Source organism: Archangium sp. Cb G35 (assembly GCF_001896145.1).
Lineage (GTDB): Bacteria > Myxococcota > Myxococcia > Myxococcales > Myxococcaceae > Archangium > Archangium violaceum.
In genome coordinates, this window is record NZ_MPOI01000006.1 from 190097 (window position 1) to 205738 (window position 15642).

Consider the following 15642-nt stretch of genomic DNA (forward strand, 5'->3'; position numbering starts at 1 on the left):
AACTTCGAGTCTGAATCGAGTGACTACCGGGTGATGTTCAACGCGGTGTCATCGAGGAAGAAGCTCGTGGCCAGCGACGAGTCCTCCGTGCCGTTGAAGTACACGCGGATGGTCTGGCCCTTGTACGCCGACAGGTCGATCGTCTTCTGCACGTAATCCGTCGACTTGTTCAGGTTGCTGTAGGTGGCCGGCGTCGCCAGCACCGTGCCCGAGCTGTTCCGCACCTGCACCGCCAGCTTGTCGTAGGCCGTGGTGGTGGTCGTCTCGGAGGTGGTGATCTTCACCCAGAAGCTCAGCGTGGCGCTGCACGCCGTCGAGGGGATGGTCACCTGCTGGTACGCGTACTCGGTCCGGGTGTAGCCGGCGCCGCCCAGCCACACCTTGTAGCTACCCGTGCGCGCCGCGCCTCCCGTGGCCGTGTTGTCGATGACGCCCGTGCTCGCCGTCCAGCTCACGTTGCCGCTCTCGAAGCCGGGGTTGGCCAGGAGCTGCTCGGTGATGGAGCAGCTGCCCGTGCCGTTGCTCACGGTGACGGACACCGTGGACGAGCTGCCCACGTTGCCCGCGGCGTCATACGCCTTGGTGCTCAGCGAGTACGCACCATTGGCCACGCCAGTGGTGTTCCAGTCGAAGCTGTACGGGGCCGTGGTGTCGGTGCCGAGCAGGCTGCTGCCCAGGAAGAACTCCACTCGGCTCACGCCCACGTTGTCGGAAGCGTTGGCGCTGATGGTGGTGGTGCCGCCCACCGTGGAGCCGCCCGCCGGAGCGGTGATGGAGGTGCTCGGCGCCGTGGTGTCACCACCGCCGCCGCCACCGGTGATGAACAGGCTGTAGAGCAGCAGGTTCGGCGAGCCGGTGCCCGGGCTCGTCACCTTGCTCGGGGTGGCGTTGGTGAGGATCGCCGCCATCGTCTGGGCCGGGGTGGACGAGGGGTTGGCCTGCAGGTACAGGGCCGCCACGCCCGCCACGTGCGGCGACGCCATGGACGTGCCGCTCATGGAGGTGCTGGCGGTGTTGCTGGAGTACGAGGACGAGGTGATGCTCGAGCCCGGCCCGAAGATGTCCAGGCACGTACCGTAGTTGGAGAAGGACGAGCGCGCGTCGCTGCTCGTGGTGGAGCCCACCGTGAGGGCGTTGGGCGTGCGGGCCGGCGAGTAGTTGCAGGCATTGTCGGTGTCGTTACCCGCGGCGACGGCCGTCACCACGCCCGCGGCGATCATCCGCTCCACCGCGTCATCCAGCGCCTGCGACGCCTCACCGCCGAGGCTCATGTTGGCCACGGCCGGCTTGACGTGGTTGGCCGTCACCCAGTCCAGGCCGGCGATGACCTGGGCGTCGGAGCCGTAACCGGTGCAGTCCAGCACGCGCACCGGGTGCAGCGTCACGTTCTTCGCCACGCCCCAGGTGGTGCCGCCCACGGTGCCCGCCACGTGCGTGCCGTGGCCGTGGCAGTCCGCCGCCGTACCGCCCGCGGTGATGGCGTCGAAGCCGTTGCCCACGCGCCCGGTGTACTGCGAGTGCGTCAGCCGCATGCCCGTGTCGATGATGTACGCGTGCACGCCGGTACCATCGAAGTTGTAGTTGTACGTCGAGTCACGCGGCAGGTTGCGCTGATCGATTCGGTCGATGCCCCACGTCGCGCTCGTCTGCGCGGCCGACGTCGACACCACGCCGTTCTCCTCGACGTAGGCCACCCGGGGGTCCGCCAGCAGCTCGCGCACCTGGGCCTCGGACATCTTCGCCCAGAAACCCTTGAGCGCACGGTCGTACGTGTGCAGCACCTGGCCGCCACGCGCCGCCACCATCTCGCGCGCCACGTCCGGGGAACCGCGCAGCGCCACGTCCTTCACGTCCTCGCGCAGCACGACGATGTACTCGCCCGGAATGGCCCTCGGCTTGCGCAGGAGCTGGGCCATCTGGCCCACGTCCTTCGACGGGAGGATTCCCTCCTCCTCGGGCAGCGGGCCACCGCAAGCGGCCACGCTCAACAGGGAGCAGGTGAACAGCGCACGGCTCAGCTTCATCTTCATGAACGGCCTCCGGGGGGAGTCGAGGACTCCAGGTGAAGAAAACGAGCGCGACCGGTGGAATTAGTCATTCCTGGACCCACCGGTCAAGACGGCTAATCTCGTTTTCTCCGATTCCGTCTCCCCGGAAGCCGGAGGCCTACTGACCCGGAGCCACGTTGGGCCCGAAGCCCAGGGCCAGGGTGGGCAGCACCTTCCACTCGGTCCACGCCGGGCGGGCCCAGGAGGCCTCGGACGAGGCGCTCGCCCCGAGGCCCAGGCGCATGGAGCCGAAGCGCCAGGCCACACCCGCGTGCGCGCCGTAGGGCATCAGCAGCCGCGTGTGCACGCTGGCCGTCCAGAAGAGGCCGCGTCCGTCCTCGGAGCGCCACAACGGCCCCTCGTAGGAGAGCGACTGCGAGGCGATGGAGGCCCCCGCGTACAGCCCGCTCACCGGCAGGGAGAGCACCACCTTCACCTGCGTGACGAAGCGCAGGGCCGTCATCGCCGGGTAGGCGGGCGCCATGGGCACCTCGTAATGCAGGAAGGTGCCCGAGTCCTCGCTGAGCACGTCCACGCGATCCAACCGCACCGGCGCGGCCAGGGTGAGGCCCGCGGCCACCAGGGAGAGGGTCAACGGCATGGCGCACGCTCCACGTAGTCGGTGATGAGGTAGTCCAGGGGCCAGCGGCAGTAGGACGCGAGCTGGGCCTCGGTGTTGGGTGTCCACAAGGCCGTCTTCAGCCCGGCCTTGCGCACGGACTCGATGGCGGCACGGTCCGCCACCGGGTACGCCACGGCGATGCCATCCGCTCCCGCGTCGCGCGTGAGCTGGATGAGCTCCTGCGCGCCCACGGTGCGCTTCAGCTCGTGGAAGAGCCCCACCAGGGTGGTGTTGTCGTCCGCGGCGAAGGCCGGCCAGATGAGGAGCGTCTCCACGTCCTGACGCGCCTCGAAGGTCTTCAGCAGCTCGCCGCGGGTGGAGGTGACGTACATGCGGTTGGGCAGCGCCGCCGCGTTCCAGCGGCCGAGGATTGCATCCGCGTAGACCTCGGGCGGCTCCGTGTAGGCCGGATGCTCCTTGACGTCGAGCTGCACCACCGTGTCCGGGAAGTCCTTCAGCGCGATGAGCAGCTCGTCGAAGGTGAGGTACTTCTCCGCCACCTGGACGGCGTCGGGCATCGACGGGTCCTCCAGGCCACCGCAGCGGTAGTCGCGGTGCAGCTCCTCCAGGGTGAAGTCCTTGATGAGCGGGCGCGAGCCCTCGGGCAGCCGGCGGGCCACGAGCTCACCTTCCAGGAGGGCGTACGTGCACAGCTCCGCGTCGATCCATGCATCATGCGTGAGGATGGGGATGCGATCCTTCGTGAGGACGACATCCACCTCAATGGCCGGGTAGCCCTCGCGCAGAGCGGCGATCACCGCCGAGCGTGAGTTCTCCGGGTAGTTGCCCGCACCGGACCGGTGCGCCACCACCCGGGGATCACCCGGAGCATCCACGAGGCCGCAGCCCGTGGCCAGCAGCAGCGCGCAGGTCAGCGCGCCTCCTCTTCGATTCCACCTGGTTGTTGTCATGGGGGGCCCGATTCGTACCACGAGCCCTCCCCCTCCAACCACGCCACCGCGGTGAAGCTCAGGCCCCAACCGCGGCGGGACGCGCGGCGGTCTCCCCCAAGGGCTCGTCCACCTGCCGCCGGGCGGGGATGAAGGTCATGGCGCGCTCGGCCAACGCCGTGATGGTGAGCGAGGGATTCACCCCGGGGTTGGCGGAGATGGCCGAGCCGTCGATGACGTACAGGCCCTCGTAGCCAAAGAGGCGGTGCTGGGAGTCGATGGTGCCCGTCTGGGGCGAGTCCCCCATGCAGCAGCCACCGAGGATGTGGGCCGTGGTGGGAATGCCCATCAACGACTCGGAGGCCAGGGTCATGGGGAGGCCGTCCAGCTTCTCCGCCACCCGGTTGGCCAACTCGGTGGCCTCGGGAATGTGCGCGGTGGGCGCGGGGCCCTCCTGCAGACCGGTGGTGAGGCCCTTCGCTCCGCCCGTGAAAAGCCCGCGCCCGCGCCGCATGCGCAGGTGTCCGTCCAACGTGCGCATGTAGAGGAGGATCATCGACCGCCGGGCGAAGTCGCTGGTGAACCAGGAGCGGAGCAGCTTGATCGGGTGGCGCAGGAAGAGGCCGGCCAGGTTCGCGATCCGCGACAGGGCGGTGGTGCCTCCCACGTGGGGCGCCATCAACGTGCGGAAGAAGTCCGAGCCCGCCGCGTAGCGCACCGGCTCCAGGTGCGAGTGCGCGTCCGTGTGGAGGATGGAGCCGATGGCGATGCCCTTGGACAAATCTTTGTCGTGGAAGCGCTTGCCGGCCACCACGCCGATGAGCGCCTCCGAGTTGGTCCGCACGCCATCTCCGAGCCGGTCCGACAGCCGGGGCAGCCCGTCCGGGTGCGCCTTGAGCTTGAGCAGCAGATCCACCGAGCCCAGCACACCGCCGGAAAAGATGACCTGGCGCGCGGTGAAGCGCCGCTTGCGCCGGGAGAAGCGCGAGGTGCCCTCGAGCGCCTCCACCTCGTAGCCCCCGCCGGGCAGCGGGCGCACCCACGACACCTCGGTGTCCGCGTGGAGGGTGAGGCCGCGCTTCTCCGCGAAGTAGAGGTAGTTCTTGTCCAGCGTGTTCTTGGCGTTGAAGCGGCAGCCCGTCATGCAGCCGCCGCACGCGTTGCAGCCGGTGCGCTCGGGGCCCTCTCCGCCGAAGTACGGGTCCGGCACCGTCACCCCGGGCTTGCCGAAGTAGACGGCCACCGTGGTGGACTGGAAGTCCTCGCGGCCCATGTCCTTGCCCACCTGCTGGATGATCTCGTCCGGCAGCGTGCGCAGCGGGTTCACCGTGGCCCCGAGCATCTTGCGCGCGGTGGCGTAGTGCGGCGCCAGCTCCGTCTTCCAGTCCGCCAGCGCTCCCCAGGACTTCGCCTGGAAGAAGTCATCCTTCGGGATGGGCAGCGTGTTCGCGTACACCAGCGAGCCTCCGCCCACGCCCACGCCGGACAGCACCGTCACGTGGCGGAAGAACGTCATCTTGAACAGGCCCCGCCACCCGAGCCGTGGCATCCACAGCCACTTCTTCAGGCTCCAGTTCGTCTCGGGGAAGTCCTTCGCCTGCAGGCGCCGGCCCTTCTCCAACATCACCACCCGGTAGCCCTTCTCCGTCAGCCGCAGCGCGCTCACGCTGCCCCCGAAGCCCGAGCCGATGATGAGCCAGTCGCAGTCGAAATCCATCGTGTCCTCCCCCCTTACCGGGGATGGTTCACAGCCTACCCGGGAGCCCGCTGGATGCGCTCCTCTTCCCGCTCGGAGAGCAGGCGCACGGGCATGGGTGGGAACCTGGGGCCCGTGGCACCCTCACCCCGTCCCTCTCCCGAAGGGAGAGGGGAGATGGGCTCGGTGTTACTCGGGGGTGCTCAATTTCTGGCGAGCGGTCTCCCGGCGCTTCGCTCGCACCTTGCCCGCGACGTTGAGCAACAGCCGGTCCCTCTCCCAGCGCTCGCGCGTGGGCGCGTCCACCTGCTCCCAGAGCGCTCCCAATCCGTCCACCCGCTTCCGGAAGAGGTCGATGGCTCCGGCCAGTGCCAGGTGCACCGATGGTGAGGCCGCGTCCGCCTGCGCCAATCCCCGCATCGTCACCGCGAGCGCCAGGAGTTCCTCGCGCACCTCGTCCGGCCAGTCCGAGCGCCGGGCCACCTGCAGCAGCCACCCGAGCACCGCCGCGAACACGTGGCAGTCCTCCACCGTGCGGAACGGTTTGACGTAGCGCTCGTAGCCATCGCCGGGCAGCACATCCTCGGGCGCCACCGCCACCTCGTGCAGCCGCAGCTCCGCGTGGGGCACCTCGGGAACGAAGGGTGTCTCGGGTAGTTCGGTGACCGTTACCCCCGCGCGCCGGGAGTCGATTCGCACCAGCCGCAGCCGATTGCGCCCCTGTGCGTCCTGTCCCTCGCTGGCCACCACCAGCAGCTCATCCGCCGCGGTGCCCAGGGTGACGAAGGCCTTGGTGCCCTCCAGCCGCAGAGGCCCATCGACCGAACCCGTGAGCCGGGTTTGCATGGCCGCGGGATGTCCGCCCCCGGCCTCAGTGACGCACAGCGCGTAGCGGTGCTGCGGCGGCAGCTGGGGCAACAAGGTGCGCAGGGCCGAGTGGTAGCCCGATGCGAACGCGTAGCCCAGGCGATCCGCCGAGAAGCCTCCGGCGAACGCCACGTCCACGGGCAGGGAGAAGCGCGAGGACAGTTGAAGGTGCCGCGTCCACCAGTCCTCGACGGAGCCGAGGGGCGCCGGAGTAGGAGACTCGGTGAGGAGGAACCGCAGGAGCTCGTCCATGCGGCCACTCTAGCCCGAAGCGTGGCTCCTCACCGTGACCCTGGCGTCAGTCCTTGAACTCGGTCCACACCGGCGCGTGGTCCGAGGGCTGCTTGCCCTTGCGCGCGTCCCGGTCCACTCCCGCCGCCACCAGCCGCTCCACCAGCGGCGACGTCGCGAAGATGTGATCGATTCGCAGCCCCTGGTTCTTCGGGAACGCCAGCATCCGGTAGTCCCACCAGCTGAACTTCTGCTCCGCCGGGTACAGCTTGCGGAACGTGTCCGTCAGCCCGAACGCGCACAGGTGCTCGAGCGCCTTCCGCTCCTTGTCCGTGCACAGCGTCTGCCCCTGCCACAGCGCGGGATCCCACACGTCGATGTCCGCCGGCGCCACGTTCCAGTCCCCGCACAGCACCAGCGGCTCGCCCGGCTTGTGCCGCGTGTCCAGGTAGCGTCTCAGCCGCCCGTACCACTGCAGCTTGTACTCGTACTGCTCCGAGCCCACCGACTGCCCGTTCGGCGCGTACGCGCTCACCACCCGCACCCCGTTCACCGTCGCCGCGATCAGCCGCGCGTGCGTGTCGTCCACCCCGTCCGACAGGCCTCGCACCACGTCCGTGGGCTCCGTCTTCGCCAGGATGCCCACCCCGTTGTACGTCTTCTGACCGTGCACCACGGCGTGGTAGCCCACCTCCCGCACGGCCTCCATCGGGAACTCGGCGTCCTGGCACTTCAGCTCCTGCAGGCACACCACGTCCGGTTGAGCGCTCTTCAGCCAGTCCACCAGCCGATCCTTCCGGGCGCGGACCGAATTCACGTTCCAGGCAGTGATCTTCATCCCGCCCAACGTCGCACGTCACCTCCGCCCTCGCCACGGTTTTTCCCCGCGGCCCCACCGTGGCCCCTTCGTGGGTTCTGTAGCGCGGTGTCGCACCGTGACCCTCGGGCCCCGGGTTTCCCTGGTGTGGCCCGCGGGCCGCACGGGGCTTGTCCGGGGAGCGGGGAGGCGTCCTCGTAGACCCTCACCCCAACCCTCTCCCAGAGGGAGAGGGAGTCACCGGCAGGGCTGGCACGGGCATCGCATTGGGCTCCTCCCGACAAGGAGCCGCACCATGAGGAATACCATCCTGTCCGCCTGCTTCGCCGCCCTCTCCCTCACCGCCTGCGACGTCAGCCAGCTCCGGCGGCCCCAGGGGCTGCTCCCGTCCACCGCCAACCGCATCGACAACCGCGTCCTCCCCTCCCGCGAGCCCACCACCGAGGTTGCCCTCTTCACCCCGCCCTCGCTCCCCTCGCCAGGCGATGCCCTGCCCGAGACGGCCGGCCTCCCCCCTCCTCCCCAGATGCCGGACGAGGCCCTCTCGCCTGCCGAGGAGCTCGCCCCCGCCGAGCCCGCGGACTCCATCTCGCTCGCTCACGAGCCCCACCTCTACCCCGTGGCCCACCTCGACCGCGCTCGCGCCCTGCACGAGGAGGGTGACCTCTCCGGTGCCCTCACCGAGGCCCGCCGCGCCGTCCATGATGCGGGCGATGACGTCGACGCCGCCGAGCAGGCCCTCGATGCCCTCATCCAGCTCGCCCGCCTCACGGGCCAGAAGCAGCTCGCCGCCGATGCCTACCGGGAGCTCGCCGTCCTCTTCCCCGATGGCCCCGAGCCCCTCGTCCAGCAGGCCCGCCTCCTCCTGGAGCTCGGCGACACCGAGGGCGCCTTCCGGGCCGCCGAGTCCGCGCTCGAGCTCGACCCCGAGTACCCCGAGGTCTACCAGGTGCTCGGCCGCATCCACCTCGACGCCGGCCAGCCCACCGAGGCCATCATCCGCTTCCGGCAGGCCGTGCACCTCGACCCGTACCACGCGTATGCCCTCAACAACCTCGGGCTCACCTACCTGCGGACCGGCCAGGACACACTCGCCGTCGAGGCGCTCGCCCAGGCCGCCTACCTGCTTCCCCAGGTGGGCTTCGTCCACAACAACCTGGGCCTCGCCTACGAGCGGCTCGGCCGCTACGAGGAGGCTCGCATGGCCTTCGACACCGCCATGCGCCTGTCCCCGGGGGACCTCAAGGCCCGCCTCAACCTCCAGCGATTGAATCGCGAGGCCCGCGCCTCCGTCGATGTCCAGGCGTTCCTCGGGGACCGCCTGTCTCCGGGGTGCCCGGAATAGCCAGGGGCCCCATGTGTCTCGGGAGGCTCCCCGCCCGGTGGGCCACCAGCCCATTCCGGTTCTCCGCCCGGCGGTTTAACGTCGCCCACCTTTGTTGTCCCCGCGTCCCATGAACCCGGCCCGAGAGATGAGCTCCCAGCCCTCTTCCCTTCCTCCTGCCCCTCCTCCGGCGCCCCCGGCTCCTCCGGCCCGTCCCGGCCTGGGCGCCCGGCTGTGGCTCTGGACGAAGCGGCTCCTCGTCCTCGGCGCCGTGGGCCTCGTGCTGCTCGCGCTCACCCTGGTGGGCGTGTACCTGTACTACAGCCGGGATCTCCCCTCGGTGGAGGCGCTGCGCAACTACAGCCTCCCCCAGGTCACCAAGGTCCGCTGCGCCGACGGCTCCATCTGCTCCGAGTTCTTCCAGCCGCAGGGCCGCCGCACCGTGGTGGACATCAAGGACCTGCCTCCCCACGTGCGCAACGCCTTCCTCGCCGCCGAGGACGCCGACTTCTACAAGCACGAGGGCCTCGACATCTTCGGCATCATCCGCGCCGCGGTGAAGAACCTCATCCCCGGCAGCCGCAAGTCCGGTGCCTCCACCATCACGCAGCAGGTGGTGAAGAACATGCTGCTCACGCCCGAGCGCAGCCTCTCGCGCAAGATTCGCGAGTGGATCCTCACCCCGCGCGTGGAGCAGGCGCTCACCAAGGATCAAATCCTCGGCCTCTACATCAACCAGTCCTATTACGGGCAGGGCCGCGATGGCATCGAGGAGGCCGCGCTCTACTACTTCGGCAAGCAGGCGAAGTTCCTGACCATCGGCGAGGCCGCGGTGCTCGCGGGCACGGTGCAGTCCCCCAACCGCATCAACCCGGAGAAGAACATCGTCAAGGCCAAGCAGCGCCAGACCTACGTGCTGGGGCAGATGGCCGGGCAGGGTTTCATTCCCCAGGACGTGGTGGACAAGGAGCTGCAGAAGCCCATCGTCCTCTCCCCGCGGCCGCCTCCCGAGGTGGGCTCCTACTACGCCGAGGAGATCCGCCGCACGCTGGTGGCCCGCTACGGTGGGGACGCCGTGCTCACCGGTGGCCTTCGCGTGGACATCGCCATGGATCCCAAGCTCCAGGTGCTCGCCGACGACGCCGTGCGCAAGGGACTCGAGGCCGTGGACCGGCGCCAGGGTTACCGCGGCCCCGTCGGCACGCTGGAGCCCGCGCGCTTCGAGCAGCTCAAGCCCCTCCTCGCGAAGCAGATCGAGGAAGCGGGCCGCCGCCAGAAGGAGGGCGCCTACGTGGCCGACCTCTCTTCTCTCGCGCAGTCCCCCACCACGCCCCCGCCGCCCGAGCAGACGCCCGTGGTGGTCACCGAGACCGAGCAGGAAGAGGAGGCCCGGCTCTCCGCCGACGAGAAGCTCGCGCTCGCCGTGCAGTTGCAGCCCCTCAAGGAGGGCCTGAAGGTGCACGGCTTCGTCTCCCAGGTGGATGACACGGGCAAGAAGGCCCGCGTGGAGCTGGTGGGCCGCGCCGCGGAGATCACCTTCTCCACCGTCACCTGGGCACGCATCAAGGGCAAGGGCGCCCCCTCGAAGATGTCCGACGTGATGAAGCCCGGCGACATCGTCCGGGTGCGCGTCACTCGCGTCACGCCCTCCCCCGCGCTGCTCGAGGCCACGCTGGACCAGGTGCCGCTCGTGCAGGGCGGCCTCGTCGTCATCAACCCGAGCAACCGCCACGTGGCGGCGCTGGTGGGCGGCTACGACTTCGCCACCTCGCCCTTCAACCGCGCCACCCAGGCCAGGCGCCAGCCCGGCTCGTCCTTCAAGCCCTTCCTCTATGGCGCCGCGCTCGGCAGCGGCCGCTTCACCCCCATCAGCACGGTGAACGACGCCCCCGAGGCCATCCGGGATCCGTACACCGGCAAGACGTGGAAGCCGCAGAACTACGACCGCGCCTTCGACGGCCCCATGACGCTGCGCCAGGCGCTCACCAAGTCCAAGAACACCGTGTCCGTGCGCCTCATCGAGGCGGTCACCCCGGCCACGGCCATCGACTTCGCCCGGCGCGCCGGCATCCGCTCGGAGCTGCCGGAGAACCTCACCCTGGCGCTGGGCACCGGCGAGGTCACCATGCTGGAGGCCGCCAACGCCTACGCCACCCTGCAGGCCAACGGCCGCTACGCCGAGCCGCTGATGATCCTCAAGGTGACGGACGCACAGGGCAAGGTGCTCGAGGAGCACCAGCCGGCCTTCGAGGAGACGCTGCCCCCGGCGGTGGCCTACCTCACCACCTCGCTGATGCGCAGCGTGGTGGAGGAGGGCACGGCCCGCGCGGTGACGGAGCTCAACCGCCCCGCCGCCGGCAAGACGGGCACCGCCAACGAGAGCCGTGACACCTGGTTCTCCGGCTACACCGCCGACTGGGTGGCCAGCGCGTGGGTGGGCTTCGACGACCACTCGCCCCTGGGCAGCTCCGAGACGGGTGGCCGCGCTCCGCTCCCCATCTGGCTGGAGTTCATGCGCGCCGCCCACGAGGGCCTGCCCTCGCGCGAGTTCGAGGTGCCCCCGGGCGTGGTGCAGGTGCGCATCGATCCCGCCACCGGCCTGCTCGCGGGCAACTCCGTGCCCGGCCGGCTCGAGTCCTTCCTCGATGGCACCCAGCCCACCGCCGAGGCGCCCCCGCCCGGCCACGTCAGCCCGAGCGACTTCTTCCTCGAGGAAGGTAGCCGGGGGGGTCTGTGAGCCGGGCCCTCGCCGCCGCCCTCCTGCTGGCCGCGCTCCCCGCTGCCGCCGCCCAGACTCCCGCTCCGCCCCAGGCCGCCACGGCGGCCCCGGCCACCCCCGCCCTCGAGCGGCTCGCCCAGGCCGTGGCCACGGACGTGCGGGCGATGAAGCCCGAAGCGCCCGTGGCCCTGCACCTGTCCGGTGGTGCGCCCGAGCTGCGGCGCGCCTTCGGAACGCTGCTCGCCTCGCGCCTCGCCTCCGCCGGGCTCGCCCCCGTGGTGCTGGAGGCCCCCTCGCCCGAGGCCGCCGAATCCCTCGCCCGTGAGCAGGGCGCCCGGGCCCTGGTGCGGCTCGGCTTGAGCGTGGAGGGCGGTGAGCTGCGCGCCCGCGGGGATGCGTTCGGCACCTGGGTGAACTTCTGGTCCGGCCGCACCGCCACCCGCGCGCCCTCGCCCGCCGCCGCCATCGCCCAGGCCGTGGAGGCGGATGCCGCGGCGCTCGCGCTCGCCGCCGTGGAGCCTCCACGCACGCCCACCCCGGCTCCCGAGGAGCCACGCCCTCTGCGCCTGATGGGTGCCGTGCTCGCGCGCCTGCCCTCTCCGCCCGCCGCGCTCGCCGCAGGAGATCTCGATGGGGACGGCAAGGACGAGGTGGCCGTGCTCACCGCGCACGCCGTGCATGTCTTCACCGCCGAGGGGAGCCTCCTCGCGGAGCGCTCGCTGGACGTGCTGCCCCCGGGCTCCGCGCCCACCCGAGAGCCATTCGGGGCGCTCGCCATCCTCTCCGGGCCGCCGCGGCTCGCCGCCTGGTCCACCCGCTTCGCCCATGGCGAGATGCTCACACTGGAGAACGGCGCGCTGCGGGGCATGACCCGGCTCGACGCCGTGCCCCTGGGCTCCGATGCGCGCGGCGCCTTCGTCCCGGGCCAGACGGCCTTCGCGCCCGAGGTGCGGCTCGGCCAGGGCGAACAGCGGCTGGCGGTGACGTCCCGTTTCACCACCTTCAGCGCCGCCAACTCCCGCGTGCTGCTCGTCCACCCGGATGGCTCGGCCTCTTTCTTCTCCCAGCCCTCGGTGGCGCCCGTGCCGCTCTCCGGGCTCGGCGCCGGCAGCGCGCTCGGAGACCTGGACGGGGATGGGACGCCGGAGCTGCTCACCACCTCGCCCGAGCTCCAACCCTCGCCGGACGTCCTGCGCGTCTTCAAGACGAACGGAAGCGAGACCACCTCCCATGAGCCCCTGTGGCAGGGCTCCCTGCCCTCCGGCCGCGCCCTGTATGTGGTGACGGCCAACCTGGACGGGGACAAACGCCGCGAGGTGGTGGTGGGCCTCACGAAGCCGGACGGCACCGGCGAGCTCTTCCTCCTGCGCCAGGGTGCGCCATGACGCTCCGCCACGCCCTCGCCAGCCTCCTCCTGCTCGGAGCCCCGTCGACGCTCGCCGCCGGCCGGATTCCGTACGGAGGCGAGCTGCGCGTCGCCCACACCGGCCCCGCCGAGCCCGGAGAGCCGGCCCTCGCCGACAGCCCCCTCGAGGCCACGCTGCTCGGGTTGCTCTCGCGGCCCGCCTGCCACCTGGCCCCGGATGGGCACCTGTCGCCCGCGCTCGCCCGCGAGCTGTCGCGCCCCGCTCCGCAGGTGGTGCGCCTCACCCTGCCCTCGCCCGCACAGGCCACCGCGCTCGCCCGGGCCTGGATCCGGCTCGCCAGCACCGAGGCGCCCTCGCCCTACCGCGCCCTCCTCTTCCCGCTGCGCGGTGAGGGCCGGATGATCTCCCCCACCGGAGACACCCTGGAGCTACCGCTCGGCTTCCCGTGGCCCGACATGGAGCGAGCGCTGTGCCATCCCGCGCTCGCCCCGCCACGCTCCGTCCCCGCCGCGCTCGGCCCGTTCTCCGCCGCCAGTGCCAACACCGTGGACGCGCGGCTCGCGTGGAGCCAGGGCCGGCCCTACCTGGACAGGGTGCGCCTGCAAGCGACGGATGAGCGAGGACTGTCCCGCCTGTGGTCGAACCAGGAGGCGCAGGTGGCGCTCGGTGTCCAGACCGATGCGGGCACCCCTTCCGGCGCGGCGCTGTACGCCACGTACCTGGCCTGGTCTCCGAGGCGCGTGCCCCCGGACTTCCGGCAAGCGGTGGAGAGCGCCCTGGACCGGGAGGATCTCACGCGCCTCTTCGTGCGAGGGCCGGCCGTGCCCATGCCGAACCTGCTGCCTCCCGCGCTGTTGCCGGTGTCCCCGGGCGCGCGCCCCACGCCGCCACCCGCGCCGCAGAAGGGACGCAAGGTGACGCTCGTGTATGACGCGAGCAATGAGGACCAGCACGCGGTGGCCGAGCGCCTCCAGGTGAGGCTGCACGACCGGGGCTACGCCGTGGCCCTGGAGGCCCTGTCTCGCGCCGAGCTGCGCACCCGCTGGGCCCGGGGTGAGTACGAGCTGATGCTCCACTCGCTGCTGCTGCCCCCCGTGCCCGGCCCGGCGCTGGCGGTGGTGCTGGACGCCGCGGGCCGGAAGGATCTGCTCGGGGTGGAGCTGCCGCGCATTGGCGCCCTGCCCGACGCCGCGGCGCGAGACACGCGGGCGAGGGAGCGGGCCCTGGCGCTCGCGCCGTCCGTGCCGCTGCTGCCGCTCTACGCACAGGGGCTGGCACTGCGCGCGGTACCGGAGGTGGGAGGCCTCGTCTTCGACGCCCAGGGGCTGCCCATGCTGGACGGGGCCTGGCTGCAACCGGCGGTGACGGGTGTCCCGGGAGCCCGGAGATGAGACTGAGGACGAGGCTGGCGTTCGCCTTCGCCCTGCTGGCGCTGGTGCCACTGGCGGTGATGGTGCCCTTCACGCTGACGGAGCTGCGCTCCACGCTGTCGCGAGGGCTGGACGCACGCATGGTAGGCGCCACGGCCTCGGCGCAGGAAGCCGTCGAGCGCGCCGCCGCCAACGCGCGCAGGGCGGTGGAGGAACTGGTGGAGAGCTCCGCCATGGAGGACCTGGCGCGAGAGGCCCGCGAGTCCCCCGCCCGGGCCATCCGCGCGGACACGGCCCAGCCGTTGATGAAGAGCCGGGGCCTCACGGTGCTGTCGCTCTTCGACCGCAAGGGCACCACGCTATCCTCCGGGCACCTGCCCGCGCGGCGGGGAGATCCGGATCCAGCGCTCTTCGCGGTGACGAAGGAAAGGTCCCCCAAGCCGGTGCCGGTGAAGGTGGCGGTGCGAGGGGACCAGGGCCTGCGCGAGGTGCCCGCGCTCGTCACGGCGAGGCCGGTGGACTACGGGGACTCACGGCTGTGGGTGGTGGGCGGAGTGCTGCTGGACCAGGGATTGGCGGCACACCTGTCGAGGCTCACGGGAGCGGAAGTGTCGCTGCTGTCCGGAGACACGGTGGTGGCGAAGGCGGGGAGCGTCACGCCGCCCACGGTGGCGCGCGTGCTGCCGCTGGGCGAGGCGGCCACGGTGCGGCTCGTGTTCAGCCGGGCGGCGGAGCGGGAGGCGACGGTGGGCGTGTTCCGCTCGTTCCTGTTGCTGGCCGGATTGGGGCTGGGCTTCGCGGTGCTGCTGGGACTGCTGATGTCGAGGCGGATCACCCAGCCGGTGGAGGCACTGACTTCAGGCGCGAGACGCGTGGGCGAAGGCGCGTGGGACGTGCAGGTGCAGGTGAAGGCCACGGGCGAGGTGGGCGAGCTGGTGAAGACGTTCAACCACATGACGACGGAGCTGCGCTCGACGACGGAGCGGCTGGTGGCCACGGAGCGAGTGGCGGCGTGGCAGGAGGTGGCGAGGCGGCTGGCGCATGAGATCAAGAATCCGCTGACGCCGATCCGGATGTCGCTGGAGACGCTGATGGCGGTGCAGGACGCGCAGGACGCGCGCTTCCCGGCGCTGTTCCGGGAGAGCGCGGGCGTCATCCTGGAAGAGGTGGACCGGCTGAAGCGGATTGTCGACGAGTTCAGCCGGTTCGCGCGCCTGCCCAAGCCGCAGCTGGAGCCGGTGGACCTGGGCGAGCTGGCGCAGAACGTGTTGTCGCTCTACGCGTCACCCCCGGAGGGAATCAGCATCCACTCGGAGGTACAGCCGGGGGTGGTGGCGAAGGCGGACCGGGACCAGTTGACGCAGGTGCTGGTGAACCTGGTGAAGAACGCCGAGGAGGCGATGGCCAAGGGAGGCGGAGCGCTGCACGTGCGAGTGCGGGGCAGCGAGCAGGATGCGGTGGTGGAGGTGCAGGACAGCGGCCCGGGGATTCCGCCCGAGCACAGGGCCCGCATCTTCGAGCCCTACTTCACGACGAAGGACGGAGGCACGGGCCTGGGATTGGCGATCGCGGCGAGGATCCTCCAGGAGCACGGCGGCAAGCTGGACGTGGGCGGCGAGCCCGGCCAGGGCGCCTGCTTCACGTTATCGCTGCCGCGCGAGCGCTGAAGAACCGACTCAATTCACCTAGCC

At 71.0% G+C, this 15642-nt stretch carries 11 protein-coding genes; 5 read left to right on the plus strand and 6 right to left on the minus strand.

The genetic code is table 11. The features are described from left to right. Positions 1-23 precede the first annotated feature (23 nt). The 6 genes from BO221_RS19555 to xth all read right to left on the minus strand — a co-directional run bounded on the left by BO221_RS19555 (position 24) and on the right by xth (position 7192). Entirely contained in the window at positions 24-2030 is a 2007-nt protein-coding gene (locus BO221_RS19555; RefSeq protein WP_143195559.1) for a S8 family serine peptidase, read from the minus strand. A gap of 136 nt (positions 2031-2166) precedes the next feature. Then, positions 2167-2649, minus strand: coding sequence for a hypothetical protein (locus BO221_RS19560; RefSeq protein WP_073562003.1), 483 nt, complete (start codon positions 2647-2649; stop codon positions 2167-2169). Beyond that, positions 2640-3581, minus strand: a complete 942-nt coding sequence (locus BO221_RS19565; RefSeq protein ID WP_073562004.1) for a glycerophosphodiester phosphodiesterase — start codon at positions 3579-3581, stop codon at positions 2640-2642. The genes BO221_RS19560 and BO221_RS19565 overlap by 10 nt, the downstream gene beginning before the upstream one ends. 58 nt (positions 3582-3639) lie before the next feature. Next, complete coding sequence (locus BO221_RS19570; protein WP_073562005.1) at positions 3640-5277, minus strand: GMC family oxidoreductase; 1638 nt, start codon at positions 5275-5277, stop codon at positions 3640-3642. A gap of 168 nt (positions 5278-5445) precedes the next feature. Beyond that, positions 5446-6375: an acyl-CoA dehydrogenase family protein gene (locus BO221_RS19575; protein ID WP_073562006.1), complete on the minus strand. Its 930-nt coding sequence runs from the start codon at positions 6373-6375 to the stop codon at positions 5446-5448. A 46-nt stretch (positions 6376-6421) separates the two neighbouring features. After that, positions 6422-7192 carry an exodeoxyribonuclease III gene (gene xth / locus BO221_RS19580; RefSeq protein WP_073562007.1) on the minus strand — a complete coding sequence of 257 codons (771 nt, stop codon included), beginning with the start codon at positions 7190-7192 and terminating at the stop codon, positions 6422-6424. Between the two features lie 274 nt (positions 7193-7466). Here xth and BO221_RS19585 point away from each other — a divergent pair, with 274 nt between their 5' ends. The 5 genes from BO221_RS19585 (at position 7467) to BO221_RS19610 (ending at position 15618) form a co-directional block, all read left to right on the plus strand. Continuing rightward, entirely contained in the window at positions 7467-8516 is a 1050-nt protein-coding gene (locus BO221_RS19585) for a tetratricopeptide repeat protein (RefSeq protein ID WP_073562008.1), read from the plus strand. Positions 8517-8643: 127 nt separating this feature from the next. Then, a complete protein-coding gene (locus BO221_RS19595; RefSeq protein ID WP_198956144.1) occupies positions 8644-11232 on the plus strand; it encodes a penicillin-binding protein 1A in 2589 nt (862 codons plus the stop codon). Continuing rightward, the gene (locus BO221_RS19600) at positions 11229-12599 is read left to right on the plus strand and encodes a VCBS repeat-containing protein (protein WP_073562011.1); all 1371 of its coding nucleotides are present in this window, start codon (positions 11229-11231) and stop codon (positions 12597-12599) included. Before BO221_RS19595 ends, BO221_RS19600 begins: the two co-directional genes overlap by 4 nt. Further along, a complete protein-coding gene (locus tag BO221_RS19605; protein ID WP_073562012.1) occupies positions 12596-13972 on the plus strand; it encodes a peptide ABC transporter substrate-binding protein in 1377 nt (458 codons plus the stop codon). Before BO221_RS19600 ends, BO221_RS19605 begins: the two co-directional genes overlap by 4 nt. Beyond that, the gene (locus BO221_RS19610; protein ID WP_073562013.1) at positions 13969-15618 is read left to right on the plus strand and encodes a PAS domain-containing sensor histidine kinase; all 1650 of its coding nucleotides are present in this window, start codon (positions 13969-13971) and stop codon (positions 15616-15618) included. Before BO221_RS19605 ends, BO221_RS19610 begins: the two co-directional genes overlap by 4 nt. Positions 15619-15642: the final 24 nt, after the last annotated feature.